Below are 25,474 nucleotides of genomic sequence, written 5' to 3'. Positions count from 1 at the left end.
CAGGCGCGGCAGGAGAACCGCGTTCAAGACGTTACGACGACCGAAACTTCATTCTCAACAATAAGAGGGAACATCATGTCGCGTCTTCAGGATAGACTTCAGCACTTAAGGAACCACGCTCGTGGCGTGTCGCTTGGCCTTGTCGCCGGCGCCGCACTGATGGCCGGACTTGGCACCACCACACCAGCACTTTCGCAGGACAAGACGATCACCGCCGTCATGCATTCGGGCCTGCGCGTGCTTGACCCGATCATCACCACCGCCCACATCACCCGCAATCATGGCTATATGGTCTATGACGTGCTGGTGGCGGTGGACGAAAACTTTGCGCCGCAGCCGCAAATGGCCGACTGGACCATTTCCGACGACAATCTCACCTACACGTTCACCTTGCGCGACGGGCTGAAATTCCATGACGGCGCGCCGGTGACCGCGGCCGATGCCGTGGCCTCGCTCCAGCGCTGGGGCAAGCGCGATTCGGGCGGCCAGCTCATCTTCGACGTGACCGAGAGCCTTGAGGCATCCGACGACAAGACCATCGTCTGGAAGCTCAAGACCCCGTTCCCGGCGCTGCTTGACACGGTGGGAAAACAATCGGCCGTGCCGCCCTTCATCATGCCCGAGCGGGTGGCGGGCGGCTCCGCCGACGAGACGATCACCGATTACACGGGCTCCGGCCCCTTCGTGTTCGTGGCGGATGAATATCAGCCGGGCGTTTCCGTTACCTATCGCAAGTTCGAGGATTACGTGCCGCGCGAGGGCGAGGCGAGCTGGATGGCCGGCGGCAAGAACGTGAAGGTCGACGTGGTGAAATGGGTGACGATGCCCGACGCCCAGACCGCGATCAACGCGCTGCTTTCGGGTGAAATCGACTATATCGAGCAGGTGCAGATCGACCTTTTGCCGCTGCTTGAAACCAGCGAGGACGTGACGGTCGAGACACGCGATGATCTGGGTTACCAGACGATCGGGCGCATGAACTTCAAGCACCCGCCCTTCGACAATCCGAAAATCCGCCAGGCGGCGCAGATGGCGCTCAGCCAGGAAGCTGTGCTTGCCACGCTGATCGGCAATCCCGACTACTACAAGGTGTGCGGCGCGATCTTCGGCTGCGGCACGCCGCTGGGCGACGAAGCGGGCTCCGACACGCTGACCTCGGGCGGCGACATCGAGGGCGCGAAGAAGCTGCTTGAAGAGGCGGGCTACGACAACACGCCAATTGTCTTGATGCAGCCGACCGATGTGGTGAGCCTGACGGCACAGCCTGTCGTGGCCGCACAGGCCATGCGCGAGGCCGGCTTCAATGTCGACATGCAGGCGATGGACTGGCAGACGCTCGTCACCCGCCGCGCCAGCCAGTCAAAGCCGTCCGAAGGCGGCTGGAACATCTTCTTCACCAACTGGATGGTGCCGGAAATCAATTCACCGCTCATCAGCCCCATGTTGAACGGCCGTGGCGACGATGCCTGGTTCGGCTGGCCCGAAGACGAGAAGGTGGAGGAATTGCGCGCCGCCTTCATCGCCGCCGACACACCGGAGAAGCAGAAGGAAGTGGCGGTCCAGATCCAGAAGCATACGCTGGAAAACGTCCTCTATGTGCCGCTCGGTCAGTACATCATGCCGCAGGCGCGCAGCAACAAGCTGACCGGGATGATCCCGTCGCCCGTGCCGGTATTCTGGAACATCGAAAAGGCGGAGTGATCGCCTGAAAGACCACCCCGCCTGGTTGCCGGGCGGGGTCACCTCCGGGGCATTCGGGCCTTGCCCGGCGCGTTTCCCTCGATCTCCCTGACGGGGATCGCGCGCCCCGTTTTTTATTCAAAGCGCGTGTCAAAGGACATCACGTTTCGATGTTAGGTTACATCACCAGGCGCATCCTGGCCGTCATCCCGGTCATGACAATCGTCGCCATCTTCGTTTTCCTCCTGCTGCGGCTCACTCCGGGCGACCCGGCGGCAATCATCGCCGGTGACATGGCCACACCCGCGCAGCTTGAACGCATCCGCACATCGCTGGGCCTCGCGGACCCCTTGCACGAACAGTTCATCACATGGGTGGGGTTGCTTCTTCAGGGCGAGCTTGGAACCTCGCTCATTTCCAGCACGCCCGTCACCCAGATGATCGGGCAGCGCATCTGGCCGACGGTCAACATCGCAGTTCTGACGATCCTGCTTTCTGTGCTGATCGCCGTTCCCATGGGGGTGCTCGCCGCCTGGCGGCATCGCACCTGGGTCGACTATGCTGTGATGACCTTCTCGGTTCTGGGCTTTTCCATTCCCGTCTTTGTGATCGGCTACATCTTCATCAAGATCTTCTCGATCGAGATGCGCTGGTTCCCCGTTCAGGGTTATGTCGCGCCATCGGAGGATTTTGGGAAATTCCTCTCCCGCGCCATTCTGCCGTGTCTGACGCTGGCCACCATCTATGTGGCTTTGATCGCACGCATGACGCGCGCCTCCATGCTGGAGGTTCTGGGCGAGGATTACATTCGCACCGCGCGCGCCAAGGGCGTGAAGGAAACGGTGGTTCTTTTCCGCCACGCGCTCGCAAACGCCGCCGTGCCGATCATGACGATCATCGGCACTGGGTTCGCCCTCCTGATCGGCGGCGTGGTGGTGACGGAAAGCGTGTTCAACATTCCCGGCATCGGCCGCCTGACCGTCGATGCCATTCTGGCGCGCGATTATCCCGTCATTCAGGGCATGATCCTTCTGACGAGCGGTCTCTACGTTCTGATCAACCTGCTTATCGACCTTTCCTACACCTTCTTCGATCCGAGGATCCGCTACTGATGGCCGTTTCTCCGCAACCCGCATCCCGCATGCAATGGCTTTTCGGCGCCATTGCCCTGCCGCAAGGCTGGCGTATCGGTGCCGGCCCGATTGTTGCTGCCATCGTGCTTGCCATCATTATTCTTCTGGCAGCTTTCGCGCCGCTGATCGTGCCGCATGATCCCATGGCCATCGACGCCCTCCAACGCCTCAAGGGGCCGAGCGAAACCTATCCGCTCGGCACCGACGCCTATGGCCGCGACGTGCTTTCGCGCGTCATCACGGGCGGACAGGTGTCGCTGTTCATCGGCATTTCGGCGGCGATTGTCAGTGTGCTGATCGGCCTTCTGATCGGCCTTGTCTCCGGCTTTTTCCGGCTGGCGGACGCCATCATCATGCGCATCATGGACAGTCTGATGGCCATTCCCTCCATTCTGCTCGCCATTGCGCTGGTGGCGCTCAACGGGCCGAGCATCTGGTCGGTGATGGGCGCGATCACCATTCCCGAAATCCCGCGCGTGGTGCGGCTGGTGCGCTCGGTGGTGCTATCGGCGCGCGAAGAACCCTATGTGGAAGCGGCTATCGCGCTCGGGTCCTCCATGCCGAAAATCCTGTGGCAGCATTTGATGCCGAACACGCTCGCCCCGCTCATCGTGCAGGGCACCTATATCTGCGCATCGGCCATCCTCACCGAAGCAATCCTGTCCTTTCTGGGGGCTGGTGTTTCGACCGAGATCCCCACATGGGGCAACATCATGGCCGAGGGGCGCGTCTACTTCCAGCTTAAGCCGTCGCTCATCTTCTGGCCCGGCCTCATGCTTTCGCTGTGCATCCTGTCGATCAATCTTTTGGGCGACACCGCGCGCGACATGCTGGACCCGCGCCTCAAGAAGCGGGAGGGGTGACATGAAATTCAAGACCCGCAATTTCGACGATGCTCCAAACGTTCTGGAAATCGAAAACCTGACTGTGCGCCTTTCAGGCAACGAGAAGGCGGCACCCGTGCTTGACAGCGTGTCGCTCACGATCCGGCAAGGCGAGACCGTTTGCCTCGTGGGTGAATCCGGCTCGGGAAAATCCGTCACCTCGCTCTCCGTCATGGGGCTCCTGCCGCGCGGCGCGTTGGAAGCGACCGGCGGGCGGATCGGCCTTGAAGGCAAGAACCTGCTCGAGCTCGGGCCGCAGGCCATGCGCGACATGCGCGCGCAGAAGATCTCCATGATCTTCCAGGAGCCGATGACGGCCCTCAACCCGGTGATGCGCGTGGGGGAACAGATCGAGGAAGTGCTCAACACGCACACCAAACTCTCCGCCCGGGAGAAAAAGGCGCGTGTGCTCGACATCATGAACCAGGTGCATCTGCCGGATGTGGAACGTATCTACCGTTCCTATCCGCACCAGCTTTCCGGCGGCCAGCGACAGCGCATCATGATCGCCATGGCGCTGATCCTCGAACCGCAGCTTCTGATCGCCGACGAGCCGACGACCGCGCTCGACGTGACGACGCAGCAGCAGATCCTGAGCCTGATCGCCGAGTTGCAGGAAAAGCATGGGACCGCCGTGCTCTTCATCACGCATGACATGGGCGTGGTGGCGGAGATTGCCGACACGGTGCATGTGATGAAGCTTGGCCGGATTGTGGAGCAGGCGCCTGTCGAAGAGCTCCTGCGCCGGCCAAGAGAAGAGTACACGCGCGAACTCCTTCAGGCCGTGCCGAGCCTGACCCCGCGTGCCGCGCGAACGGCACCGGGTGGCGCGCCCGTGCTTGCGGTCGACAGGCTGCAAAAGATCTATGGCGCGCATGGGGTCTTCAAGCGCACGGAACCGACGCAAGCGGCAACCGACGTGACCTTCACCATCCCGCGCGGGCGCACCTTGGGCATTGTCGGGGAAAGCGGCTCCGGCAAATCCACCGTTGCGCGCTGCATTATGCGGCTGATCGACCCGACTGAAGGCGAGATCCGGGTGGCTGACCGGGAGATCGCCACACTGTCACGCCGGGCACTAAGGCCGCTGCGCCGCCACATCCAGATCGTGTTTCAGGACCCCTTCCGCTCTCTGAACCCGCGCTGGACGATCGGGCGAAGCCTTGTCGAAGGGCCGCTCAACATGGGAACCGACAAAAAGGCGGCGCTTGAACGCGCCCGTGAACTCTTGAAGCTGGTCGGCCTGCCCGATGATGCGGTGGACCGCTATCCGCACCAGTTCTCGGGCGGCCAGCGCCAGCGTGTCGCCATTGCCCGTGCCATCGCCATGGAGCCGGATGTTCTGGTGGCCGACGAGGCTGTTTCCGCGCTCGATGTTTCCGTACAGGCGCAGGTGCTCGACCTGCTCGACCAGCTTCAGCAGAAACTCGGCATCGCCATTCTGTTCATCACCCATGACCTGCGGGTCGCGGCGCAGATCTGCGACGACGTGGTGGTGATGCAGCATGGCCGCGTGGTCGAGCATGACAGCGCGGCCAATGTGCTTGCCGCGCCAAAACATGCCTATACGCGGGCGCTGATCGAGGCAGCGCCGGGGCGCCAGTGGGACTTTGCCAATTTTCGTGCGCTGGACAATGTGTGAGGCGTGTTTCGTGACCGATGCTGCAGCCGCTCCCGCCTCCGCTCGCCCCTCACCCTTACCCTCTCCCCGCACGCGGGGAGAGGGGGACGTCAGCGCATTTACCTGCTTTCGAACGACTGTGTGCCCGCTTCCCCACCGCGTCCTTCTCCCCGCAGGCGGGGAGAAGGTGCCGGCAGGCGGATGAGGGGCATGCGCCTTGCCCGCCAATTACTGTTCAACACTGGAGACCATCATGCCCGTACTACCCAAAATCGCCGACTATGCGGACGAACTCACCGAGATCCGCCGTGACTTCCACCAGCATCCCGAGATCGGTTTTGAGGAAGTGCGCACATCGGGCATCGTGGCGGAGCTCCTGAAGAAATGGGGCGTAGACGAGATCCACACCGGGCTCGGCAAGACAGGGGTGATCGGGGTCATCAAGGGCAAGAAGGAGGGCGGCCGGACCGTGGGGCTGCGGGCCGACATGGATGCGCTGCCCATGGACGAGATGACCAATCTGCCCTACGCCTCGAAGAACCCCGGCGCGTTCCATGGCTGCGGCCATGACAGCCACACGACCATGCTTCTGGGGGCGGCACGCTATCTGGCCGAGACGCGCGACTTTGCGGGCCGTGCGATCATGATCTTCCAGCCGGCGGAAGAGGGGCTCGGCGGCGCGCGCGCCATGCTGGCGGACGGGTTGTTCGACAAGTTTCCCTGCGACGAAGTCTATGGCATGCACAATAACCCGCTTGCCGAGCCAAACCAGTTCGGCGTCAAGCCGGGGCCGGCCATGGCGGGCGCGACCTTCTTCGACATCACCATCAACGGCGTCGGCAGCCATGGCGCGATGCCGCATCACGCGCGCGACCCGATCGTGATCGCTACGGCGCTGGTGCAGAACCTGCAATCGATCGTCAGCCGCAATGTGCAGCCGACACAGCCGGCGGTGCTTTCGGTGACTCAGATTCATTCCGGCTCGGCTTACAATGTGGTGCCGGACAAGGCGGTGATCTCCGGCACAATCCGCTATTTTTCCGACGAGGTGCGCGACCTGATCCACGACCGGGTGGCCAAGCTCTGTGCCGGATTTGCGGCGAGCTACGAGGTGGAGATCGTGCCGGACCTGCGGCCCGTCTTCGACGTGCTGATGAACGATGCCGATCTCTCGGAAGCCTATCGCGAGGCAGCGGCGGAGATCGTTGGCGAGGAGAACGCGACCATTACCAAGGAATTGGTCACCGGAAGCGAGGATTTCGCCGACATGTTGAAGGCTGTTCCCGGCGCCTATTGCACGCTTGGGCACAAGGGCTCCATTCCCGTTCACAATCCCGGCTTCATCCTCGATGACGACATGCTGCCGGTGGGCGCAAGCATCATGGCGAGGATCATTGAGAGGCGCCTTCCGCTCTGAGCCAGACACGACAACGTTTTCGCTGAAATGCGAAAACGCTCCAACCCGTCATTTTGCGCAATTCAGGACGGAAATCCGGTTTCCAACTTTCCTGGGATTGCTCCAGTTCAGGACACATACCATGAACATCAAAGACCTGCCGTTCGATACGGACACCATGCTCGCAGGGCTCAAACCCTGGATACTCTGCGAGAGTCCGACATTCGACGCCGCCGCCGTGGACCGCATGATGGATCTTGCGGCCTATGAGCTGGCGGCGACCGGCGCAGAGATCGAACGCATTCCGGGCCGGATGGGCTTTGGCGGCTCCGTGCGGGCGCGCTTTCCGCACAGGGATTTCGGCAAGCCGGGCATTTTGATCTCCGGCCACCTCGACACGGTGCATCCCCTTGGCACGATTGCGAAGAACCCTTGGCGCATCGAGGACGGTCGCTGCTACGGCCCCGGCATTCAGGACATGAAGGGCGGCAATTATGTGAGCCTAGAGGCGATCCGCCAGCTGATCCGCGCCGGCATCGAGACGCCGCTGCCGATCACCGTTCTGTTCACGCCCGACGAGGAGGTGGGCACGCCCTCGACGCGCGAGCTGATCGAGATGGAAGCCCGCAAGAACAAGGTGGTGCTCGTGCCCGAACCCGCACGGCCCGACGGCGGCGCGGTGACGGGCCGCTATGCCATTGCGCGCTTCAACGTGAAGACAGCGGGGCGGCCGAGCCATGCCGGCTGGGCACTCAAGGATGGGCGCTCCGCCATCGCCGCCATGGCACGCAAGGTGCTGGAAATCGAGAGCATGACGGGCGAGGACTGCACCTTCTCTGTCGGTGTGATCCATGCGGGGCAATGGGTGAACTGCGTGTCGTCTACCTGCGATGCGGAGGTGCTTTCCATGGCCAAGCGCCAGGCCGATCTCGACCATGGCGTGGAGCGCATGCTGGCGCTTTCGGGCGAGGAAAACGACGTGGTGATCGAGGTGACGCGCGGCGTGACGCGGCCGGTCTGGGAGCCGGATGCCGGCACGATGGCGGTTTATGAATTGGCGCGCGGGATTGCCGGCGAAATCGGCTTCGAACTCACTCATGCCAGCGCCGGCGGCGGCTCGGATGGCAATTTCACCGGCGCGCTCGGCATCCCCACGCTCGATTCCATCGGCGTGCGCGGGGCGGGGCTGCACACGCTCGGCGAACATATCGAGACCGACAGTCTGGTGGAGCGCGCGCAGCTCATGGTCGGGCTTTTCACGCGGCTGACATAAAACCCTTTCCGCGCAGCAACGCCGCAGCCGCCTCGCCGGCGCTGCTGATATAGGCCGTGTCGTGATGCACGAGCATGGTGGAAAAGGCGCCGTCGAGCAGAAGCAGGACATGGCGCGCGAGCTGCGGCGCGTGGTCGGGCTGTTCGGCGGCGATCACCTCGGCAAGCCAGGCCTCAAGCCGCTTCTTGTGGGCCGAGGCCTGCTTCACCGCCGGGTGACCCGGTGTCTCGACCAGTTCGGCCGCCGTGCGCAGGAAACCGCAGCCCTTCCAGCGGCGGCTTGCTGCCCCCTCGGCGATGTTTTCGAAGATGGTGCGGATGCGCTCGGGAAGCGGCCCGTCCGCTTGCGCAAACCATTTGGCGAAGAGGTCGAGATTGGGCTGGTCGCGGGAGGCGAGATAGGCGGTGACCAGATCATCCTTGCTGCGGAAATGATAATAGAGCGTCTTCTTGGTGAGGCCCGCTTTCTCCGCCACGATATCCATGCTGACAGCGCGAATGCCCTTGGCATAAAACAGGCGACTGGCCGTTTTGACGATTTTCTCCCGTGTATGTGCGGCGTCTCTCGGCATAGCAATCTATACTGACCAGTGAGTTTATATGATTGACGTCTGATGTTAGCCCCGATGCAGGTTTTTGCAAAGGCATCGGAGGATGACATGTCGACCAGCACAGTGCTCTTTGAAAAGCGCAGCCAGATCGCGCTGCTGACGCTCAACCGGCCACAAAAGCTCAACGCCCTGGATTATGCGACCAATGACAGGCTCATGGAGCTGCTGGATCGGATCGAGCAGGAAGAGACCATCAAGGCGGTGATCCTGACAGGTGCCGGCGACCGCGCCTTTTCAGCGGGCGGCGACATCCATGAATTTACGCGAAGCATCAAGGACGGCGTGGATGTGGCGGTGCGCGAATTCGTGCGGCGCGGGCAGGCAATGACATCGCGCATGGAGGCGTTCCCGAAGCCCATCATCGCGGCGGTGAACGGGCTTGCCTTCGGCGGCGGGTGCGAGATCACCGAGGCTGTTCATCTGGCACTCGCGAGCGAGCGGGCGCTTTTCGCCAAGCCGGAGATCAATATCGGCATCCCGCCGACCTTCGGCGGCACACAGCGCCTGCCAAGACTGGCCGGGCGCAAGCGAGCACTCGAATATCTGCTGACGGGCGATCCCTTCAGCCCCGAACGGGCCTGCGAGATGGGCATTGTCAATCGGGTCGTGCCGCATGGAAAACTTCTCGATGCGGCCTTCGAACTGGCCGAACGCATCACGCGTCATCCACCGCTGGCGAGCGCGCGGATCCTCCATGCGGTGACGCGCGGCCTCAACACCACGATTGCAGAGGGTCTGCAGATCGAGAGTGAACAGTTTGCCAGAATGGCAGCGACCCGCGATGTGCATGAAGGCCTCGGTGCGTGGATCGAGCGGCGGACGCCGCGCTATGAGGGGCGGTGACGCTGAGGTTCAGGTGGCGCGCGCACACTCGGTGATGATCCATTGCCGGAAACGCGCCATCGCGCTGGTCTGGGGGCGATCCGAGTGCCACGTCAGATGATAGCGGCCGGCGGAAACCGTGGTGCCGAACGGCTGAGTCAGCCGTCCCTCCGCGATCTGTCGGGCAAACATTGCGACCGGCAGAAGCGCGACGCCCGCGCCCTCAGCGGCAAGCTGCGCCAGGGCGATGGAGGAATCCAGCACGGGACCGGTGACGGGCGGACAGGGTGTGCCCGCCGCCTCGAACCAGCCAGGCCATTCGGCACTGCGATAGCTTCTTAAGAGAACCATCTGGGCCAGATCCGCAGGCTCCGATAGACGCAGCGCGAGGGACGGCGCGCAAAGCGGCGCCATGGGTGCTGCGACAAGGGGGACCGCATCATTTCCGGTCCAGCTTCCATTGCCGAAGCGGATCGCCATGTCGAGCCCTTCACGCAGAATGTCGACGCGGTTGTTGTTTGTGGAGATGCGCAGGTCGACCTCCGGATGGGCGTTCTCGAAGGCGGCAAGCCTGGGCAACAGCCAGCCGAGCGCGAAGGTGGTGTTCACGCCGATCTTCAGGAGCTCCACATCGCGCCGCCCGGTGATGCGGGACAGCGTGCGGGCAATGCCGTCGAGCCCGTGTTCCAGCACGGGATAGAGGAGGCGCCCCTCATCGGTCGGCACCAGCCCGCCGGACGCCCGCAGGAACAGGGCGACACCGAGCCTATCCTCCAGCCGGGCGATCTGGTGGCTGACGGCGGCCTGCGTGACCCGCAACTCCTCCGCCGCCCTGGTGAAACTGCCCTGCCGCATGGCAACCTCGAACACGCGCAGCGCATTGAGCGGAATATCGGCTCTGTCCATTGATATTACTTTATCTAATGATACCCCTGATCATTTGTCGTTTGCGGCGCGAACGCAAGCCGAAATATAGGATTGTCATGACATTGACTGATGTCATGCAAGGGCATAGCGGGGCTCCTCCGCCGGCTGACAGGCAAATGCCAGCCGGCATGAACAAGGAACAAGACATGCGTAAACTGACATCTGTTCTGTCGCGCTTCGCGGCAGGGCTCGCGCTCGGCCTGTCGCTTTTCGGCCCCGCCAGCGCAGAAGAGGGCGCCGCGACGCTCTCCCAGACAGTCGAGCGAATTGAAAGCACGCTTGGCGCACGGGTGGGCATCGTGATCCGCGACACCGGTTCGGGCTGGCGCTGGAGCCACCGGGCAGAGGAACGCTTCCTGATGAACAGCACGGTGAAGGCGCTGATTTGCGGCGGCGTGCTTGCGAAGGCGGATGCCGGGGCGCTCGCTCTCGATGAGTCCCTGCCCATTCGCCAGTTCGATATCGTTTCTTATTCGCCGGTGACGCAGAAGCATGTGGGCACGGCCATGTCGATCGCAGATCTTTGCCTTGCTACACTGGACATAAGCGACAATGCGGCAGCGAACCTCCTGATCGGGCGGCTGGGCGGGCCGAAGGCGGTCACCGCCTTCCTGCGCAGCATCGGTGATCCCGTCAGCCGCCTCGACCGGCTGGAGCCGAAGCTCAACGCCTTTGCGCCCGGTGACCCGCGCGACACGACAACGCCGGCAGCCATGACCGAAACCTGGCATGCCCTGCTCCTGGGCGATGTGCTGAAACCCGCCTCGCGCACGCAACTCATCGAATGGATGAGCCATGGCGGCGTGACTGACGCCCTGATGCGCGCCTCCCTGCCGAAAGACTGGGCGATCTCCGACAAGTCCGGCGCGGGAAGCCACACGCGCAATCTGGTGGCCATGGTGACGCCACCCGGCCGCGCACCCTTCCTTGTCTCGATCTTCATTTCCGACACGGATGTGGATTTTGAAACGCGCAATGGGGCGCTGAAGGATGTCAGTGCAGCCATCGTGAACGTGCTGAAAAGCCGATAGGAACGATACGGACGGTGCTGCGCTCAGAAATCGAGTGCAGCGCCGTCCACCACCTCCTTCATCACGAAAAAGGTGCGCGTCTGGCGCACGCCGGGCAGGGCGATCAACTGGCTGCCGTGCAGCCGGTTGAAATCGGCCATGTCGCGCACCCGGATCTTGAGGAAATAGTCGAAATCGCCAGCCACCAGATGGCAATCGAGAATGAAGGGCAATTTGCGGATCGCCGCTTCGAAGGCGGAAAAGCTCTCCGGCGTGGAGCGGTCGAGAACCACACCGACCATGACCAGAGCCCCGCGCCCAACATGCTTTGGTGCGACCGCCGCATGAACGCCGCTTACATAGCCCTCCCTGAAAAGCCGCTCGGTGCGGCGGTGGCAGGTGGCGGCACTGACGCCGACCAGTTTCGCCAGATCGGCATTGCTCAGCCGGCCATCGCGCTGGAGATGGCGGAGAATGCGCATGTCCGTACGGTCGAGATTGCTTCCGGTGGAAGATTCTTCCATTCAAGACCCAAAATGCTCAGAAAATAATCCATCCATTAAGCCATAGCTACGAGTTTACTGCAATTACGTGCTCAAATATGAAAGCACATTCCGGCCTTTCTCGGCTAGGTTCGCCTTGGACCAGACATCATCGAAAGGCCTGCCATGCTGGAGAAATTCGAACGCTATCCGCTCACTTTCGGCCCTACCCCCATCGAAAAGCTGGAGCGCCTTTCCGCGCATCTGGGCGATGGGGTTTCGCTTTATGCCAAGCGGGAGGACTGCAATTCCGGCCTCGCCTTCGGCGGCAACAAGCTGCGCAAGCTGGAATATATCGTGCCCGATGCGATTGCTTCGGGTGCCGACACGCTGGTTTCGATCGGCGGCGTGCAATCGAACCATACCCGCATGGTGGCGGCGACGGCGGCGAAGATTGGCTTCAAATGTCGACTGGTTCAGGAAAGCTGGGTACCGCATGAAGATGCTGTTTATGACCGGGTCGGCAATATCCTCTTAAGCCGTGTGATGGGCGCGGATGTCGAGATGGTGGACGAGGGATTCGATATCGGCATTCGCGAAAGCTGGGAAAACGCCTTGAAGGACGTGGAAGCGAAAGGTGGAAAGCCCTATGCGATCCCTGCGGGTGCCTCGGTGCATAAATATGGCGGGCTCGGCTATGTGGGATTTGCCGAAGAGGTGCGCGCGCAGGAAGAAGAGCTTGGCTTCACCTTCGACTATATTGTCGTCTGCACCGTGACGGGCTCGACCCATGCCGGCATGCTGGTCGGCTTTGCCGCCGACGGGCGGGCGCGCAAGGTGATCGGTATCGACGCCTCCGGCACGCCGGGCCAGACCCGCGCACAGGTGCTGGAGATCGCGCACAACACGGCGAAGCTGGTGGAGCTTGGCCACGAGATTGCCGATGACGATCTGGTGTTGATCGAGGATTACGCCTACCCCGCCTATGGCGTGCCCTCGGAAGAGACGAAGGACGCCATCCGGCTTTGCGCGCGGCTTGAAGGCATGATGACCGACCCGGTCTATGAGGGCAAATCCATGCAGGGCATGATCGACCTCGTGAAGAAGGGCTTCTTTCCCGAAGGCTCCAGAGTGCTTTATGCGCATCTCGGCGGTGTGCCGGCCATCAATGGCTACAGCTACGCCTTCCGCAACGGGTGAGGGAGGGGACCGTTCCGGAATTGAAGCCATGCAACCTGCCTGTGTGGCCCGGCCGCAACCGGGATGCCTCCGCGCATCACCGCGGCGCGTGCAGGGCACGGAAAGGAATTCCGATCTCGCTGCAAAAGATTCCGGCATGCTTCTCAAAACGATCCCGGTCACGGTCTCACCCCCGGGCCGGGGCTGCGACAAGAAATCAAATAATACCAGTTCAAAACCTGTGAAAAATTTGGCATGATCCTCTGGCAAGTACAGGCCAGAGGAAGAGAGATGGAAGAAGCGGCACTTCTTGACTTCATGCGTGGGCACATCGCGCGCGGCAACAGCGCCGAACCGCTCTATCGAAGGGTGAAGATGGCGCTGGCGGAAGCCATTCATTCCTCGCGGCTGAAACGGGGGGCGGTGATCCCCAGCGAGCGCACGCTGTGTGCTGCCCTTTCCATGTCGCGCGTCACCATACGCCGCGCCATCGAGGACCTGGAACGAGAGGGGCTGCTGCATCGCCGGCACGGGGCGAAGACCGTGGTTTCCTCGCGTCTGGAGAAATCGCTCTCAACCATGACCAGCTTTTCCGAAGACATGCGCTCGCGCGGGCTGGAGCCCGGCTGCATCTGGATTTCCAAGGAAACTGCACGTCCTTCTCCTGCCGAAATGATGGCGCTCGGCATTTCAGGCGGCGAGGAAATTGCGCGGCTGAAACGGATCCGCACCGCTGACGACACGCCCATCGCCATCGAGACTGCGGCACTGCCCGTGCGGTTTCTGCCCAGACCCGCAGCAGTGGGTGCATCGCTCTATCAGGCGTTGGAGGCGCGCGGAGCCATGCCGGTGCGCGCGGTTCAGCGCATGCAATCAACGCCGATCACGCCGGAAGAGGCGCGCCTGCTCGAAGCGCCGCCGCACACCAGCCTGCTTGTGGTGGAGCGCCGCTGCTTTCTGGAAGACGGGCAGATCGTGGAGTTCACCCAGACCAAATATCGCGGCGACGTGTATGATTTCGTGATCGAGCTGCATCGCTGATAATACCAGTTTGAAACTGGTTGTTATCTGGTATTTCTTCTGCCTATGATGCCCCCTTCAAACGGGGGAACAAGCGTGACAGACAGCATTCAGTCGCTTGAGAACGGTCTGATCGTCTCCTGCCAGCCGGTGACGGACGGGCCGATGGATGCGGCACCCTTTGTCGTTGGCTTCGCGCTGGCCGCCCTTGCCGGCGGCGCGCAGGGATTGCGGATCGAATCTGCCCCTTATGTGGAGGCCGTGCGGGCGGCGACCGATGCCCCCATTATCGGGCTCGTGAAACGGGATCTCGACAACTCGCCCGTGCGGATCACGCCATGGATCGAGGATGTGGAGGCGCTGGCGGCGGCGGGGGCGGATGTGATCGCCTATGACGCCACGCAGCGTGAACGCCCCGTGCCGACGGCCGAGCTCGTAAGCCGCATTCACGCGGCAGGCAAGATCGCCATGGCCGACTGCTCCATCGTCTCCGACGCGCGGCAGGCGCTGGATGAAGGAGCCGAAATGGTGGGCTCCACGCTTTCGGGCTATACGGGCGGGCCGGAGCCGACAGAGCCCGATCTCGACCTGATCCGCGCCATGCGCGCGCTGACGCCCTATGTGGTGGCGGAGGGCTGCATCCGCCAGCCGCACCATGCGCGTGCGGCATTGAAGGCCGGTGCGCGGCTGGTGGTGGTCGGCTCGGCGATCACCCGGCCTGAGCATGTGACATCATGGTTTCGTGCCGACATGGACGAGGCGGCGGGAGCGGGCGCATGAGCGACAAGGAAACGGTTCTGGCGCTCGATATTGGCGGGACGAAAATGCTCGCCGCCCTCGTGCGCGGTGAGACCGTTGCCGATAGCCTGACCATGCCGACCCCGAAAGGAGACGGCGGCCCGGCCGAATGGCTGGAAGCGCTGTTTGCCGGAATCGCGCACTGGCAGGGAACCTACGAAAGTGTTGGCGTGGCGGTGACAGGCATTGTCGATGACGGACTGTGGTCGCCGCTCAACCGCAAGACGCTCGACATTCCAGACCGGTTTCCACTGTTGCAGACGGTGGTTGGCCTTTCGGGAAAACCGGCCATCGCCGCCAATGATGCGCAGGCCGCCGCCTGGGGCGAATATCGATATGGTGACGGTGAGGGGGATCTTGTTTTCCTGACGATCTCTACCGGGATTGGTGGCGGCGTCGTTCTGGACGGCAAATTGCGGGCCGGGCTCGCCGGCCATTTCGGCCTCACGCAGGGGCAGGATTTCGACGGCGCGCTTGAAGATCATGTCTCGGGCAATTTCATTGCCGCCGAGGCGGCGGCGCATCAGCCGGGTGCGAGTGCACGCGAGGTTTTTACCGCAGCGGAGAAAGGCGAAGGCTGGGCCGATGCCATTCTCGACCTCTCGGCGCGGCGCGCGGCCATTCTGTGTCGCAACATCAAACTGACACTCGACCCGGCGCGCATCGTGATCGGCGGCGGCATCGGGCTGGCGCCGGGCTACCGGGCGCGCATCGAGGCGCATCTTGACGATGTGCCCGAAAGGCTGAGGCCCCGGCTTGTGCCGGCCAGGCTCGGCGACAAGGCCGGCGTGGTGGGGATCGCCGACCTGGCACGCAATACCAAGACCCAAAACCAGACAAACCAATAAATGGGAGAATGACCATGAAACCTGTTGCACGATTTGCCGCCGCCCTTCTGGGCAGCGTTTTCGCCGCCGGCCTTTATGCCGGAGCGGCCAATGCGGAAGTGACCGTGCTCGGCTGGCCGGGCGGCCCGGAAGAAACGGCGCTGCGGGCTGCCGCCGACGCCTATAACGCCAAGGACGATGTGAGCGAGGAGAACAAGGTCGAGCTTCTGTTCTTCAACCGCGATGGCTTCTGGGACAAGCTGCAGGCGGATCTGGCCGCCGGCTCGGACGCATTCGACCTGAACCTGCTCGCCACCTATTCGATCGGCCGCTACGCGCCCTTCATGGAGCCGGTGGAGCTTTCGGATGAAGCGCAGGCGCTTTATGGCGATGCGGTGCTTTCGACCATGCAGTTCGACGGCAAGCAGTATGGCGTGCCGACCGACCTTTCGCTGCACTTCATGTATTACCGCAAGGACCTGATCGACGCGCTGATGAGCGACGACGACGCCAAGGCGCGCTATGCGGACATCAGCGAGGAGCATCTGGGCACGGCGATGGAGCCGAAGAACCCGGATGAATGGACCTGGGACGATTATGCCGCGACCGCGCTCTATTTCACCAAGGCGGTGAACCCCGACAGCCCGACGCGCTATGGCACGGTTCTGCAGATGAAGAACCTGCTCTTCAACATCATGGTGTGGCAGTCCACCGCGCGCTCCTATGGCGGCGACTGGATGGATGCCGATGGCAAGATCACGGTCGACTCGGAAGCTTTCCGCAAGGGACTGGAGCTCTACAAGAAGCTCTATGATGCTGGTGCGACGCCGCGTGATTCCCTTTCCTATGAGTTTGCCGAAGCCAACGCCGCCTATGCGGCGGGCCAGGTGGCGGCCATGGTCCAGTGGAATGCGGCGGCAGCCGATCTGACCAATGCAGAGAAATCTCCCGCCGTGGGCGAGGTGACGGCGACGATTGCGCCGCCTTCCGGCCCTGAAGCGCGTGCCACGCATATTCATGGTCTGGGCCTTGGCCTCAACAAAAGTGCAGAAAACAAGGAAGGCGCGAATGCCTTTCTGAAGTGGCTTTCGACCGAGGAAGCAGCCCTGATCTACGCGCGAGCGGGCGGTGCGCCGGCGCTTTCCGCGGATGCGGTTTCGTCGGTTGCAGACGAGCGGCCCGATCTGGTGCAGCTTGGTGAATATGCCGGTGCCTATGGCTATGTCATGAATGGCGGGGCTTCGGCCAATGCGCTTGCGATCTACGAATTGCAGGCGAAGGAGTTCACCGGTTACTGGTCGGGCCAGCAGGATCTCGACACGGCGCTCGCCAATGTCGAGAAGGGCATGGCGGACTTGCTGAAGTAGCACTGACGCAGGCGCTCGCCCCTCATCCTCCCCTTCTCCCCGCTCGCGGGGAGAAGGGGACATAGACGTCGCCGCTTCTTCCTTCTCCCCGTATGCGGGGAGAAGGTGCCGGCAGGCGGATGAGGGGCGGCGCCAACCATCGAACCGAGCTGAAAACCAGACCAAGAAGCCCAATGGAAACGACCCATCGCCTTGAATGGACGCTGCTTGCGACGCCGCTGATGGTGTTTCTGCTGGTATGTCTCGGCTTTCCGGCCATCGTGAACCTGATCTATTCCGTCTCCGACATCAGCTTCGAGACGCTGCGCAACCCGGAGATTTCCGGTTTTGGCAATTTTGTCGCCGTGTTGACCGACAGCGGGTTCTGGCGGGCCAACTGGTTTTCGCTGCGCTTCGGTCTTCTGACGGCCATTCTCGAATGTCTTATCGGGCTGGGGCTTGCGGTTTTCCTCGCGCCGCTTTTCAAGGACCGTAGCTGGCCGATTGCCATTTTGATGCTGCCGCTGATGGTGGCGCCGGCGCTGATGGGACTGATGTATCGCCTTGTGCTGCACGAGTTCGCCGGGCCCGTGCCGCATTATCTCTGGGCATGGTTCGGCAACAGCCCGGCCTTTCTCGGACCGAACTCCGCCTTCTGGACGCTGGCGGTGGTGGAAACGCTGCAATGGACGCCATTCGCCTTTCTGCTTTTTCACATGGCCTACCAGGCGATACCGGAAGAGCTGCGAGAAGCGGCATCGATTGACGGCGTGATGGGCCTTGCCCGGTTCTGGCGCATCGAACTGCCCCTGATGCTGCCGACGCTGGCGGCAGCACTACTGATCCGCTTCATCGACGGGTTCCGCGTGTTCGACAATGTCTATGTGCTGACGGGAAGCGGGGCAGGGGGCTCCACCACGTCGCTGTCGATCTACATTTATGAAGCCTTCTTCAAACAGGCAGCCATCGGCAAGGCGGTGGCGGCGTCGGTGATCCTGTTTGCCGCGTCATTTGCCGTGCTTTACGGCCTCAACCGCCTTGCAAGGCGCAGGAGACGATGATGCTCAACGCGATCCGCTGGGCCGTGTTTGCCCTTGCCGCCTTTGCCATGAACTTTCCGCTGATCGTCACGCTTGTGACCTCGTTCAAGAGCGCGCGCGAGATTTCCACCAATCCGGGGCTTTGGATCAACGCGCCGACGCTGGAAAACTACGCGACCGTGCTGACGGTTTCCGACCGCCTGAATATTTTCCTATACCTCGCAAACAGCTTTGCCGTGGCGGCCATGGGCACGCTTCTGGCCGTGGCGCTGGCGCTGCCGGCGGCCTATGCGATCGTGCGCGGGCGGTTCGGCGAAAAGACGCTTCTGCCGCTGATCGTGAATCTGCGCGCCGTGCCGCTCGTCATCTTCGCCATACCCATCTACATGATGTTCCAGTTCATGGGCCTGCTCGACACGCGGTTGGGCCTGGGGCTGGTGATGACCATCGTCAACATTCCGCTGGTGCTGATCATTCTCGTCAACGCCATTTCGGACGTGCCGTTCGAGCTGGACGAGGCGGCGATGATCGACGGGGTGAGCCGCACAGGCATTTTGTTCAAGATCGTCGGCCCGGTCTGCCGGCCGGCCCTTGTGACGAGCATGATCTTCGGTTTCATCACCGCGTGGAACGAATTCCTGTTCGGCCTGATGCTGACCACCTCGAAGGCGGTTCCGGTGACGGTCGGCGCATCGTTCTTTTTCGCCGCGTCGGGTGGCGGCGTTCAATGGGGCGTGGCCGCGGCGGTGATGATGGTGGGCGCCCTGCCGCCCATGCTGCTCGGGCTTTTCATGTATCGCAAGATCAGCGGCACGATGATGGCCGGGGCGGTGAAGGGGTAGGGTCAGGCCCCGCTCTTTACCCGGTGGTAGGCGACAAGCGCATTGGCATGGCCGTGGCCGAGGGCATGCTCCGATTTGAGCTCCGCCACCATCTCCATATGTTTCTTGCCGACCATTCCATCGATGATGGACAGCCAATGATCGATTGGCTGCCCATAGGTCTTTTCGATAGACGGGAAGTAGGAAGCGGGGCCTTTTACTTTTGATTGCTCCGACACGGCGGTTCTCTCCTGCAGCCTGATTTGCAAAGCCTATCTGCAGGACGGTCAAAGAGACCAGTTTCCGACAAGGCCTGTCAAATCTATCCGATCCGCTCTTGCGTCTGCGGATCGAACAGCACCGCCTTGTCGAGATTGAAGGCGAGGCGGGCGGTCTGGCCGGCGGAGATGGGCGCATCGGCGCGCAGGCGGGCGACGATCTCGCGCCCGCCGAGCCGGGTGACCGCGAATGTGTCGGAACCGGCGGGCTCGATCACCTCGATCTCGCAATCAAGCTCGCTGATGCGGCTGGCATTGCGGTCGGCACTGTCGGGGTCGGTCAGCGCTTCGGGCCGGATGCCGAACACGACCTCCTTGCCATTGCGACTTGCAAGCGCGCCATTCATTCCCGCCATGGGCAGGGTGAGGGGCGCGCCATCCTCACGCTCCATGATAATGGCGACATCGCTGCCATCGGCTTTCACCTTTGCCGGGATGAGGTTCATGGAAGGCGAACCCATGAAATCGGCCACGAAGAGATTGTTGGGCCGGTTGTAGATTTCCGCCGGCGTGCCGAACTGCTGGAGAACGCCGTCCTTCAGAACCGCGATCTTGGTGGCCAGCGTCATCGCCTCGATCTGGTCATGTGTGACGTAGACGATGGTGGTGCCCATCCGCTGATGCAGGCGCTTGATCTCGGTGCGCATATCGACGCGCAGCTTGGCATCGAGATTGGAGAGCGGTTCGTCGAACAGGAACACCATCGGATCGCGCACGAGCGCCCGACCCATGGCGACACGCTGGCGCTGACCGCCGGAAAGCTGGCTCGGCTTCCGGTCGAGCAGCGCACCGATCTGCAGCGTTTCGGCAACCTTGGCAATCGCCGCGTCGCGCTCGGATTTGGCGACGCCGCGGATCTCCATGCCGAAACCGATATTCTCGGCCACCGTCATGTTTGGATAAAGCGCATAGGACTGGAACACCATGGCGATGTCGCGCTGCGAGGGGTGCAGATCGTTGACCACCTTGCCATTGATGCTGATCGAACCGCTGGTGATGGGCTCCAGCCCGGCGATCGTGTTGAGCAGGGTCGACTTGCCGCAGCCGGACGGGCCGACGAGCACCAGGAACCCGCCCTCTTCGATTTCGAGGTCGATGCCCTTCAGGACATCCACCTTGCCGAAGGATTTTCTGAGATTGTCGATCTTGAGAAAGGCCATGGGCTTATCCTTTGACGGCGCCGGCCATGAGGCCGCGCACGAAATAGCGTCCGGAGACGACGTAGACGATCAGGGTGGGCAGGGCGGCGAGGATCGCGCCGGCGAAATGGACATTGTATTCCTTCACGCCGCCCGACGAGGACACGAGATTGTTGAGCGCAACCGTCATCGGCTGGGAATCGAAATCGCCGAAGGAGACACCGAACAGGAAGTCGTTCCAGATATTGGTGAACTGCCAGATGACCGTGACCACGATGATGGGCGCGGAGGAGGGCAGCAGTATGCGCCGGAAAATCTGGAAGAAACCGGCGCCATCAATCTGCGCCGCACGGATCAGCTCCGTGGGGAAGGCCGCATAGTAATTGCGGAAGAACAGCGTGGTGAAGCCGAGGCCATAAACCACGTGGATCAAGACCAGCCCCTGTGTCGTGCCGGCAATGCCCAGAAGCCCCAAGATGCGCGCTGCGGGAATGAGCGCGATCTGAAACGGGATGAAGCACGACAGAAGAATGAGGCCGAAGACGATGTCATCGCCCCGGAAGCGCCACTTGGTGAGCACGTAACCATTGAGCGCGCCCAGAATGGTGGAGATGGCCACCGCCGGCACCACCATGAGGATGGAGTTGAAGAAATAGGGCTTCAGACCCGTTGGCTGTACGCCCACCTGCGCGCTCGACCACGCCTTGGCCCACGGCTCGAAGGTGAAGACATCGGGCAGGGCCAGCATGTTGCCCTGGCGGATTTCGTCGAGCGGCTTCACCGAATTGACCAGCATCACGTAGAGCGGCAGAAGGTAATAGACCGCAAAGACGATCAGGACGGAATAGAGGAGGGCGCGGGCAAGCTTGTTGCCGCTGACGCCAGCGGTTTTCTCGGCGCTCATCTTTGCCTCCCCGGCTTCAGTTCGGAATAAAGATAGGGAATGATGATCGAGAAGATCATCACCAGCATGATGATGGCCGACGATGCGCCGATGCCCATCTGATTGCGGGTGAATGTATAGGAATACATGAAGGTGGCCGGCAGTTCGGTGGCCTGTCCGGGCCCACCGCCGGTGAGCGCGATGACGAGGTCGTAGGACTTGATCGCCAGATGCGCGAGCACCACGAACGCGGACAGGAAGACCGGGCGCATCATGGGAATGATGATGCGGCGATAGATGGTGACATTGGAGGCGCCATCCATCTGCGCGGCCTTGATGATCTCGCTGTCGACGCCACGAAGGCCGGCAAGAAACATGGCCATGACAAAGCCGGAAGACTGCCAGACGGCGGCGATGACCACCGTGTAGATCGCCAGCGTGCGGTCCTTGATCCACGAAAACTCGAAGCCGGTCCATCCCCATTGATGCATGGTGTTTTCAAGCCCGATGCCGGGATCAAGAAACCATTTCCACGCCGTGCCGGTGACGATGAAGGAGAGCGCCATCGGATAGAGATAGATGGGCCGCAGAAAGCCTTCGCCACGGATCTTCTGGTCGAGCAGGATCGCCAGGAAAAGGCCGAGCACCGAACAGATGATGATGTAGAGTGAACCGAAGATTGCCAGATTGGTGAGCGCGCGCCACCAGTGGCGCAGATCCCACAATTTTGCGTAATTCTCGAACCCGACAAACCCGTAGGACGGCAGCATGCGCGAATCCGTCATGGACAGGTAAAGCGTGTAGAGGATGAAGGCGTAGACGAAGATCACAATCAGCGCCATGCTCGGACTGAGCACCAGGCGCGGGATGATCTCCTGCAGGCGATTCCGGTTCATGCTGATTTTCCGTTTTCAACGGTGTGGCTCATCGCTTCCCCTCGGCTCATAGGCAGAGGGGATCACGATGATGCGCCAGAGCGATCAGCCCGGCTCGGAAAGTCCGAACCGGGCACTCACTCCGCTTTTACTGCGCGGCAGCGACGGCGTTCTGAAGCTCTTCGACGGCCTCTTCGGACGTCAGCTCGCCATTGAAATGCTGGGTCACAACGTCGTTCACCGCATTCTTCACGGCAGCCGGTGCGCCGTGGCCATGGGCCATGGAGCCGAACAGGCCACCGCCCGCATTGGCTTCAGCAAGATCGGCCATGCCCTTCTTGCCGCAATCGTCGAACGCGTCGTTCGGCACGTCAGTACGGGCCGGAACCGAGCCCTTGACCACATTGAAGGCGGACTGGAACTCGGGGTTCATGACAGCGGAAGCCATCAGCTTCTGAGCCTTCTGCTTGTCTTCGCCCACCTGGAACATGACGAACTGGTCGGAGTTGAAGGTCACGGAGCCCTGCGTTCCGGGGAAGCGGATGCAGACGAAATCCTCGCCCGGCTTCTTGCCGGCCTTGAGGAACTCGCCCTTGGCCCAGTCGCCCATCATCTGCATGCCGCCGGTGCCCTCGATGACCATGGCCGAGGCCAGGTTCCAGTCACGGCCGGAGAAGTTGTCGTCCACGTAGGTGCGCAGCTTCGCCATGCGGTCGAAGGCTTCCTTCATCTTGTCGGAGCCGAGCGCCTCGGGGTCGAGATCGTTCAGCGCGGCCTTGTAGAAATCATTGCCGAGCGAGAGAACGACCGCCTCGAACACCGTGGCGTCCTGCCAGGGCTGACCGCCATGGGCGAGCGGCGTGATGCCGTTTTCCTTCATCTTGTCGAGAACGGCGACGAGCTCTTCCCAGCTCTCCGGCGCCTTGCCGCCAGCGGCATCGAGCGCGGCCTTGTTGATCCACACCCAGTTGGTGGAGTGCACATTCACTGGCGAGGCGATCCAGTTGCCGTCATATTTGGAGAAGTTCTGCAGGGCTGCCGGCACGACATCGGCCCAGCCTTCTTCCTCGGCGACATCGTTGAGATTGGCAACGACGTCCTGCTCGGCCCAGTCAACGATGTCGAAGCCGAGCATCTGAACGGCGGTCGGCGCATTGCCTGCCGTGACGCGGGCGCGAAGTGCCGTCATGGCCGCCTCACCGCCACCACCGGCCACCGGCATGTCCTGCCAGGTGACGCCCTTGGATTCCAGATCTTCCTTGAGAACGTTGAGCGCGGCAGCCTCACCGCCGGACGTCCACCAATGCAACACCTCAACGCTGTCTTCGGCCATGGCATTGCTGCCGGCTGCGAGGGTAAGAAGGGCTGTTCCCGCCGCAAGCGCGGCGAATTTGCGAATGGTCATGATAATCCTCCCAATAGGATCGCTTGCTCCTTTGCGATCTATCTATTTATAACGTTATAAATCCCATGGAGGTCAATCAGATTCTTGCCTGATTGAAGGGAGGAGATAAAACATTGAAAACCAAAGGGAATTTTTGCTCGTCTTTCGGTATCTCTATCTGTAAGGGTAAATTTATATCGATTGAAATGACGGTTTTTGGCGAATCCGGCGCCATGCAGAGCCGTTCAACGGCAACCGGGAGGAGATGACATGGCGCGCCGATCGGACCGCCCCACATTGCGTACAATTGCAGAGTTGACCGGCCTTGCCGTCACCACCGTTTCGCGCGCATTGCTCGACGCGCCGCAGATCGCGCTCGAGACCCGGCAGCGTGTTCAACGCGTCGCGCATGAGATCGGTTATCAGCCGGACCGGGCCGCGCGTCACCTGCGCACCGGCCGCACGAATGTGATCAGCTTCGTGCTCGATCCGCATGACGAATTGCTGGGCTTCAGCACCTCGATGATCAGCGGCCTGACGCGCGCGTTGCGCGACACGCAATATCATCTGGTAATCACCCCGCATTTCGCTGAAGCACCAACGCTGGACCCGATCGAATACATCCTGCGCAACCGCATGGCCGACGGGGTCGTCTTTTCAAGAACCGAACCAAAGGATCCGCGCGTGAAGCTGCTGATGGAGAACGATTTTCCTTTCGTCTCTCATGGTCGCACGGATCTCGGGATCGAGCACGCCTTTGTCGACTATGACAATGCGGCCTTCGCGCGGATGGCAGTCGAACGTCTTGTCTCGAAGGGGCGGCGGCGGCTGGCGCTGATCCTGCCGCCGGACCGTTTCATGTTCCGTCGTCATCTGCTTGACGGATTTCAGGAGGCGGTGGAAAGAGCCGGGGTCGCGTCGGAATTGCCGGGGGATGTCAATCTCGACAGTGACGCAGCCGACTTATACGCATGGCTGACCTGGCGGCTGCGGCAGCCGGACCCGCCAGACGGCATGGTGTGTGCCGGCGAAGTTTCGGCCCTGTCGATCATGGCCGCCCTGAGCGATCAGGGCCTGACCGTGGGCAAGGATTTCGATCTGGTCGTCAAGCAGACCTCGCTGCTCTACGATGAAGTCCGCCCGCGCATTGATGCCGTCTACGAAGACATCTCCGAAGCCGGCGAAACGCTTGGAAAATTGCTGATCCGCAGGATAGCCGGCGAAAAACCGGACGCATTGCAATGTCTGCAGGAACCGGTTCCGCGCTTCACCGATCGCGGCCACGGCACCCGGGCGGCCATCGGCGCGCGCCAGTCCGCATAAGCCCATTCATCCGGTCTTCGAAGTGCCAGCTTCCAAGAGACCGCGCAGTGCGCTCAGCATGTCGGACATTTCCTGGCTGTCCACCACGTTGATGGACAAGAGTTCCATGGCGCGTACCCCGTGCACCACCAGAAGAGCGATGACGGCAAGGGACGGATCGCTTGCACCGGTCTTCATCTGGTCCAGCACCTCGCGTTCGTATGTCTGCACCGGCTTGAGGAAATCCGGGTTCTCGGCCAGAGCGGCGAGCAGGCCGGAGGGCGGCGGCTGACACTTGTTTCGCTCTTCGACAAACAGGTCGATATAGGCCTGCACAATGCCGTTTGGGCTCTTTTCATGCGCCTGTTTGCGCTGTTCGAATTTCTCATACTCTTCACAGATGAAGCCCTCGACCAGCGCCTCGAACAGCTTCGCCTTGCTGGAAAAGTGATAGAGCAGCCCCCCTTTGGAGACCCCCGCACGCGCGGCCACCGCATCCAGCGACATGCTTGCGGCACCTGCCTCGCGGACAATCTCGGCCGCTGCTGCGAGGATTTTCTCCCGCGCGCCGGTACTCTGCCTCACCATTCCTGACATCCTGAACCTTGACAATACCGTCCAGACGGTACAGTAGAGCGCCAACATTTGGCAAGCCACGATAGAGATGCACCTTGTCCGAAGGCATCAGCATCGCTATCTGCGCCACTCTTATGTAAGTTAATCGATATAAATTTGAACGCCTCC

At 61.8% G+C, this 25,474-nt stretch carries 25 protein-coding genes; 16 read left to right on the top strand and 9 right to left on the bottom strand.

Translation table 11 applies throughout. The features are described from left to right. Positions 1-75: 75 nt before the first annotated feature. The 6 genes from KW403_RS18750 (at position 76) to KW403_RS18725 (ending at position 7,987) form a co-directional block, all read left to right on the top strand. Positions 76-1,701: an ABC transporter substrate-binding protein gene (locus KW403_RS18750; RefSeq protein WP_223022761.1), complete on the top strand. Its 1,626-nt coding sequence runs from the start codon at positions 76-78 to the stop codon at positions 1,699-1,701. 149 nt (positions 1,702-1,850) lie between these two features. Beyond that, positions 1,851-2,792: an ABC transporter permease gene (locus KW403_RS18745; protein WP_223022760.1), complete on the top strand. Its 942-nt coding sequence runs from the start codon at positions 1,851-1,853 to the stop codon at positions 2,790-2,792. Then, positions 2,792-3,676 carry an ABC transporter permease gene (locus tag KW403_RS18740; protein WP_223022759.1) on the top strand — a complete coding sequence of 295 codons (885 nt, stop codon included), beginning with the start codon at positions 2,792-2,794 and terminating at the stop codon, positions 3,674-3,676. Before KW403_RS18745 ends, KW403_RS18740 begins: the two co-directional genes overlap by 1 nt. Position 3,677: 1 nt before the next feature. Then, the gene (locus tag KW403_RS18735) at positions 3,678-5,339 is read left to right on the top strand and encodes an ABC transporter ATP-binding protein (RefSeq protein ID WP_223022758.1); all 1,662 of its coding nucleotides are present in this window, start codon (positions 3,678-3,680) and stop codon (positions 5,337-5,339) included. A gap of 232 nt (positions 5,340-5,571) precedes the next feature. Further along, positions 5,572-6,735, top strand: coding sequence for a M20 aminoacylase family protein (locus KW403_RS18730; RefSeq protein WP_223022757.1), 1,164 nt, complete (start codon positions 5,572-5,574; stop codon positions 6,733-6,735). Positions 6,736-6,856: 121 nt separating this feature from the next. Beyond that, positions 6,857-7,987 (top strand): M20/M25/M40 family metallo-hydrolase, encoded by a 1,131-nt coding sequence (locus KW403_RS18725; RefSeq protein ID WP_223022756.1) that lies wholly within the window; start codon positions 6,857-6,859, stop codon positions 7,985-7,987. On the opposite strand, the gene KW403_RS18720 is transcribed toward KW403_RS18725, so the two are convergent. After that, a complete protein-coding gene (locus KW403_RS18720) occupies positions 7,971-8,558 on the bottom strand; it encodes a TetR/AcrR family transcriptional regulator (RefSeq protein ID WP_223022755.1) in 588 nt (195 codons plus the stop codon). The two genes, KW403_RS18725 and KW403_RS18720, sit on opposite strands and share 17 nt — an antisense overlap. An 87-nt stretch (positions 8,559-8,645) precedes the next feature. On the opposite strand from KW403_RS18720, the gene KW403_RS18715 reads away from it, so the two are divergent. Continuing rightward, on the top strand, positions 8,646-9,440 hold the full coding sequence (locus KW403_RS18715) for a crotonase/enoyl-CoA hydratase family protein (protein ID WP_223022754.1): 795 nt from the start codon (positions 8,646-8,648) through the stop codon (positions 9,438-9,440). 9 nt (positions 9,441-9,449) lie between these two features. Here the strand turns inward: KW403_RS18715 and KW403_RS18710 are convergent, their stop codons facing one another. Next, positions 9,450-10,325: a LysR family transcriptional regulator gene (locus KW403_RS18710; RefSeq protein WP_223022753.1), complete on the bottom strand. Its 876-nt coding sequence runs from the start codon at positions 10,323-10,325 to the stop codon at positions 9,450-9,452. Between the two features lie 167 nt (positions 10,326-10,492). Between KW403_RS18710 and bla the strand changes: the two genes are divergently transcribed. Further along, complete coding sequence (bla, locus tag KW403_RS18705; protein WP_223022752.1) at positions 10,493-11,377, top strand: class A beta-lactamase; 885 nt, start codon at positions 10,493-10,495, stop codon at positions 11,375-11,377. Between the two features lie 23 nt (positions 11,378-11,400). Here the strand turns inward: bla and KW403_RS18700 are convergent, their stop codons facing one another. Next, a complete protein-coding gene (locus KW403_RS18700) occupies positions 11,401-11,880 on the bottom strand; it encodes an Lrp/AsnC family transcriptional regulator (protein ID WP_223022751.1) in 480 nt (159 codons plus the stop codon). A 144-nt stretch (positions 11,881-12,024) separates the two neighbouring features. Between KW403_RS18700 and KW403_RS18695 the strand changes: the two genes are divergently transcribed. From KW403_RS18695 to KW403_RS18670, 7 genes are all read left to right on the top strand, one after another. Next, positions 12,025-13,038, top strand: a complete 1,014-nt coding sequence (locus tag KW403_RS18695; RefSeq protein WP_223022750.1) for a 1-aminocyclopropane-1-carboxylate deaminase — start codon at positions 12,025-12,027, stop codon at positions 13,036-13,038. A 270-nt stretch (positions 13,039-13,308) separates the two neighbouring features. Then, positions 13,309-14,058, top strand: coding sequence for a GntR family transcriptional regulator (locus tag KW403_RS18690; RefSeq protein WP_223022749.1), 750 nt, complete (start codon positions 13,309-13,311; stop codon positions 14,056-14,058). A 75-nt stretch (positions 14,059-14,133) separates the two neighbouring features. Continuing rightward, positions 14,134-14,817 carry an N-acetylmannosamine-6-phosphate 2-epimerase gene (locus KW403_RS19535; RefSeq protein ID WP_378597119.1) on the top strand — a complete coding sequence of 228 codons (684 nt, stop codon included), beginning with the start codon at positions 14,134-14,136 and terminating at the stop codon, positions 14,815-14,817. Further along, positions 14,814-15,683, top strand: coding sequence for an ROK family protein (locus KW403_RS19530; protein WP_378597121.1), 870 nt, complete (start codon positions 14,814-14,816; stop codon positions 15,681-15,683). The genes KW403_RS19535 and KW403_RS19530 overlap by 4 nt, the downstream gene beginning before the upstream one ends. Before the next feature lie 14 nt (positions 15,684-15,697). Beyond that, positions 15,698-17,029, top strand: a complete 1,332-nt coding sequence (locus tag KW403_RS18680; protein ID WP_223022748.1) for an extracellular solute-binding protein — start codon at positions 15,698-15,700, stop codon at positions 17,027-17,029. 173 nt (positions 17,030-17,202) lie between these two features. Beyond that, the gene (locus KW403_RS18675; RefSeq protein WP_223022747.1) at positions 17,203-18,069 is read left to right on the top strand and encodes a carbohydrate ABC transporter permease; all 867 of its coding nucleotides are present in this window, start codon (positions 17,203-17,205) and stop codon (positions 18,067-18,069) included. Beyond that, on the top strand, positions 18,069-18,890 hold the full coding sequence (locus KW403_RS18670) for a carbohydrate ABC transporter permease (protein ID WP_223022746.1): 822 nt from the start codon (positions 18,069-18,071) through the stop codon (positions 18,888-18,890). The genes KW403_RS18675 and KW403_RS18670 overlap by 1 nt, the downstream gene beginning before the upstream one ends. A 2-nt stretch (positions 18,891-18,892) precedes the next feature. Here KW403_RS18670 and KW403_RS18665 read toward each other — a convergent pair whose 3' ends face one another. The 5 genes from KW403_RS18665 to KW403_RS18645 form a co-directional block, all read right to left on the bottom strand. Next, complete coding sequence (locus KW403_RS18665) at positions 18,893-19,108, bottom strand: DUF4287 domain-containing protein (RefSeq protein WP_223022745.1); 216 nt, start codon at positions 19,106-19,108, stop codon at positions 18,893-18,895. Between the two features lie 83 nt (positions 19,109-19,191). Then, the gene (locus KW403_RS18660) at positions 19,192-20,307 is read right to left on the bottom strand and encodes an ABC transporter ATP-binding protein (RefSeq protein ID WP_223022744.1); all 1,116 of its coding nucleotides are present in this window, start codon (positions 20,305-20,307) and stop codon (positions 19,192-19,194) included. Between the two features lie 4 nt (positions 20,308-20,311). Beyond that, positions 20,312-21,190: a carbohydrate ABC transporter permease gene (locus KW403_RS18655; protein ID WP_223022743.1), complete on the bottom strand. Its 879-nt coding sequence runs from the start codon at positions 21,188-21,190 to the stop codon at positions 20,312-20,314. Next, positions 21,187-22,065 (bottom strand): carbohydrate ABC transporter permease, encoded by an 879-nt coding sequence (locus tag KW403_RS18650; RefSeq protein ID WP_223022742.1) that lies wholly within the window; start codon positions 22,063-22,065, stop codon positions 21,187-21,189. The genes KW403_RS18655 and KW403_RS18650 overlap by 4 nt, the downstream gene beginning before the upstream one ends. A 127-nt stretch (positions 22,066-22,192) precedes the next feature. Then, positions 22,193-23,449 carry an ABC transporter substrate-binding protein gene (locus KW403_RS18645; RefSeq protein WP_223022741.1) on the bottom strand — a complete coding sequence of 419 codons (1,257 nt, stop codon included), beginning with the start codon at positions 23,447-23,449 and terminating at the stop codon, positions 22,193-22,195. A 249-nt stretch (positions 23,450-23,698) separates the two neighbouring features. Here KW403_RS18645 and KW403_RS18640 point away from each other — a divergent pair, with 249 nt between their 5' ends. Further along, positions 23,699-24,751 carry a LacI family transcriptional regulator gene (locus KW403_RS18640; RefSeq protein WP_223022740.1) on the top strand — a complete coding sequence of 351 codons (1,053 nt, stop codon included), beginning with the start codon at positions 23,699-23,701 and terminating at the stop codon, positions 24,749-24,751. A 6-nt stretch (positions 24,752-24,757) separates the two neighbouring features. On the opposite strand, the gene KW403_RS18635 is transcribed toward KW403_RS18640, so the two are convergent. Then, complete coding sequence (locus KW403_RS18635) at positions 24,758-25,318, bottom strand: TetR/AcrR family transcriptional regulator (RefSeq protein WP_223022739.1); 561 nt, start codon at positions 25,316-25,318, stop codon at positions 24,758-24,760. Between the last annotated feature and the right edge of the window lie 156 nt (positions 25,319-25,474).

The sequence above is a fragment of the Nitratireductor kimnyeongensis genome (assembly GCF_019891395.1).
GTDB lineage: Bacteria > Pseudomonadota > Alphaproteobacteria > Rhizobiales > Rhizobiaceae > Nitratireductor > Nitratireductor kimnyeongensis.
This window is presented reverse-complemented; position numbering and strand designations above follow the sequence as displayed.

Bases quoted from the DNA above. Each gene is read 5' to 3' on its own strand.
- KW403_RS18650 (WP_223022742.1), bottom strand. From the start codon at position 22,065: ATGAACCGGAATCGCCTGCAGGAGATCATCCCGCGCCTGGTGCTCAGT.
- KW403_RS18680 (WP_223022748.1), top strand. From the start codon at position 15,698: ATGAAACCTGTTGCACGATTTGCCGCCGCCCTTCTGGGCAGCGTTTTC.
- KW403_RS18720 (WP_223022755.1), bottom strand. From the start codon at position 8,558: ATGCCGAGAGACGCCGCACATACACGGGAGAAAATCGTCAAAACGGCC.
- KW403_RS18640 (WP_223022740.1), top strand. From the start codon at position 23,699: ATGGCGCGCCGATCGGACCGCCCCACATTGCGTACAATTGCAGAGTTG.
- KW403_RS18690 (WP_223022749.1), top strand. From the start codon at position 13,309: ATGGAAGAAGCGGCACTTCTTGACTTCATGCGTGGGCACATCGCGCGC.
- KW403_RS18645 (WP_223022741.1), bottom strand. From the start codon at position 23,449: ATGACCATTCGCAAATTCGCCGCGCTTGCGGCGGGAACAGCCCTTCTT.
- KW403_RS18710 (WP_223022753.1), bottom strand. From the start codon at position 10,325: ATGGACAGAGCCGATATTCCGCTCAATGCGCTGCGCGTGTTCGAGGTT.
- KW403_RS18735 (WP_223022758.1), top strand. From the start codon at position 3,678: ATGAAATTCAAGACCCGCAATTTCGACGATGCTCCAAACGTTCTGGAA.
- KW403_RS18730 (WP_223022757.1), top strand. From the start codon at position 5,572: ATGCCCGTACTACCCAAAATCGCCGACTATGCGGACGAACTCACCGAG.
- KW403_RS18655 (WP_223022743.1), bottom strand. From the start codon at position 21,190: ATGAGCGCCGAGAAAACCGCTGGCGTCAGCGGCAACAAGCTTGCCCGC.
- KW403_RS19530 (WP_378597121.1), top strand. From the start codon at position 14,814: ATGAGCGACAAGGAAACGGTTCTGGCGCTCGATATTGGCGGGACGAAA.
- KW403_RS18725 (WP_223022756.1), top strand. From the start codon at position 6,857: ATGAACATCAAAGACCTGCCGTTCGATACGGACACCATGCTCGCAGGG.
- KW403_RS18745 (WP_223022760.1), top strand. From the start codon at position 1,851: ATGTTAGGTTACATCACCAGGCGCATCCTGGCCGTCATCCCGGTCATG.
- KW403_RS18660 (WP_223022744.1), bottom strand. From the start codon at position 20,307: ATGGCCTTTCTCAAGATCGACAATCTCAGAAAATCCTTCGGCAAGGTG.
- KW403_RS18670 (WP_223022746.1), top strand. From the start codon at position 18,069: ATGCTCAACGCGATCCGCTGGGCCGTGTTTGCCCTTGCCGCCTTTGCC.
- KW403_RS18695 (WP_223022750.1), top strand. From the start codon at position 12,025: ATGCTGGAGAAATTCGAACGCTATCCGCTCACTTTCGGCCCTACCCCC.
- KW403_RS18700 (WP_223022751.1), bottom strand. From the start codon at position 11,880: ATGGAAGAATCTTCCACCGGAAGCAATCTCGACCGTACGGACATGCGC.
- KW403_RS18675 (WP_223022747.1), top strand. From the start codon at position 17,203: ATGGAAACGACCCATCGCCTTGAATGGACGCTGCTTGCGACGCCGCTG.
- KW403_RS18740 (WP_223022759.1), top strand. From the start codon at position 2,792: ATGGCCGTTTCTCCGCAACCCGCATCCCGCATGCAATGGCTTTTCGGC.
- KW403_RS18715 (WP_223022754.1), top strand. From the start codon at position 8,646: ATGTCGACCAGCACAGTGCTCTTTGAAAAGCGCAGCCAGATCGCGCTG.
- bla (WP_223022752.1), top strand. From the start codon at position 10,493: ATGCGTAAACTGACATCTGTTCTGTCGCGCTTCGCGGCAGGGCTCGCG.
- KW403_RS18750 (WP_223022761.1), top strand. From the start codon at position 76: ATGTCGCGTCTTCAGGATAGACTTCAGCACTTAAGGAACCACGCTCGT.
- KW403_RS18635 (WP_223022739.1), bottom strand. From the start codon at position 25,318: ATGGTGAGGCAGAGTACCGGCGCGCGGGAGAAAATCCTCGCAGCAGCG.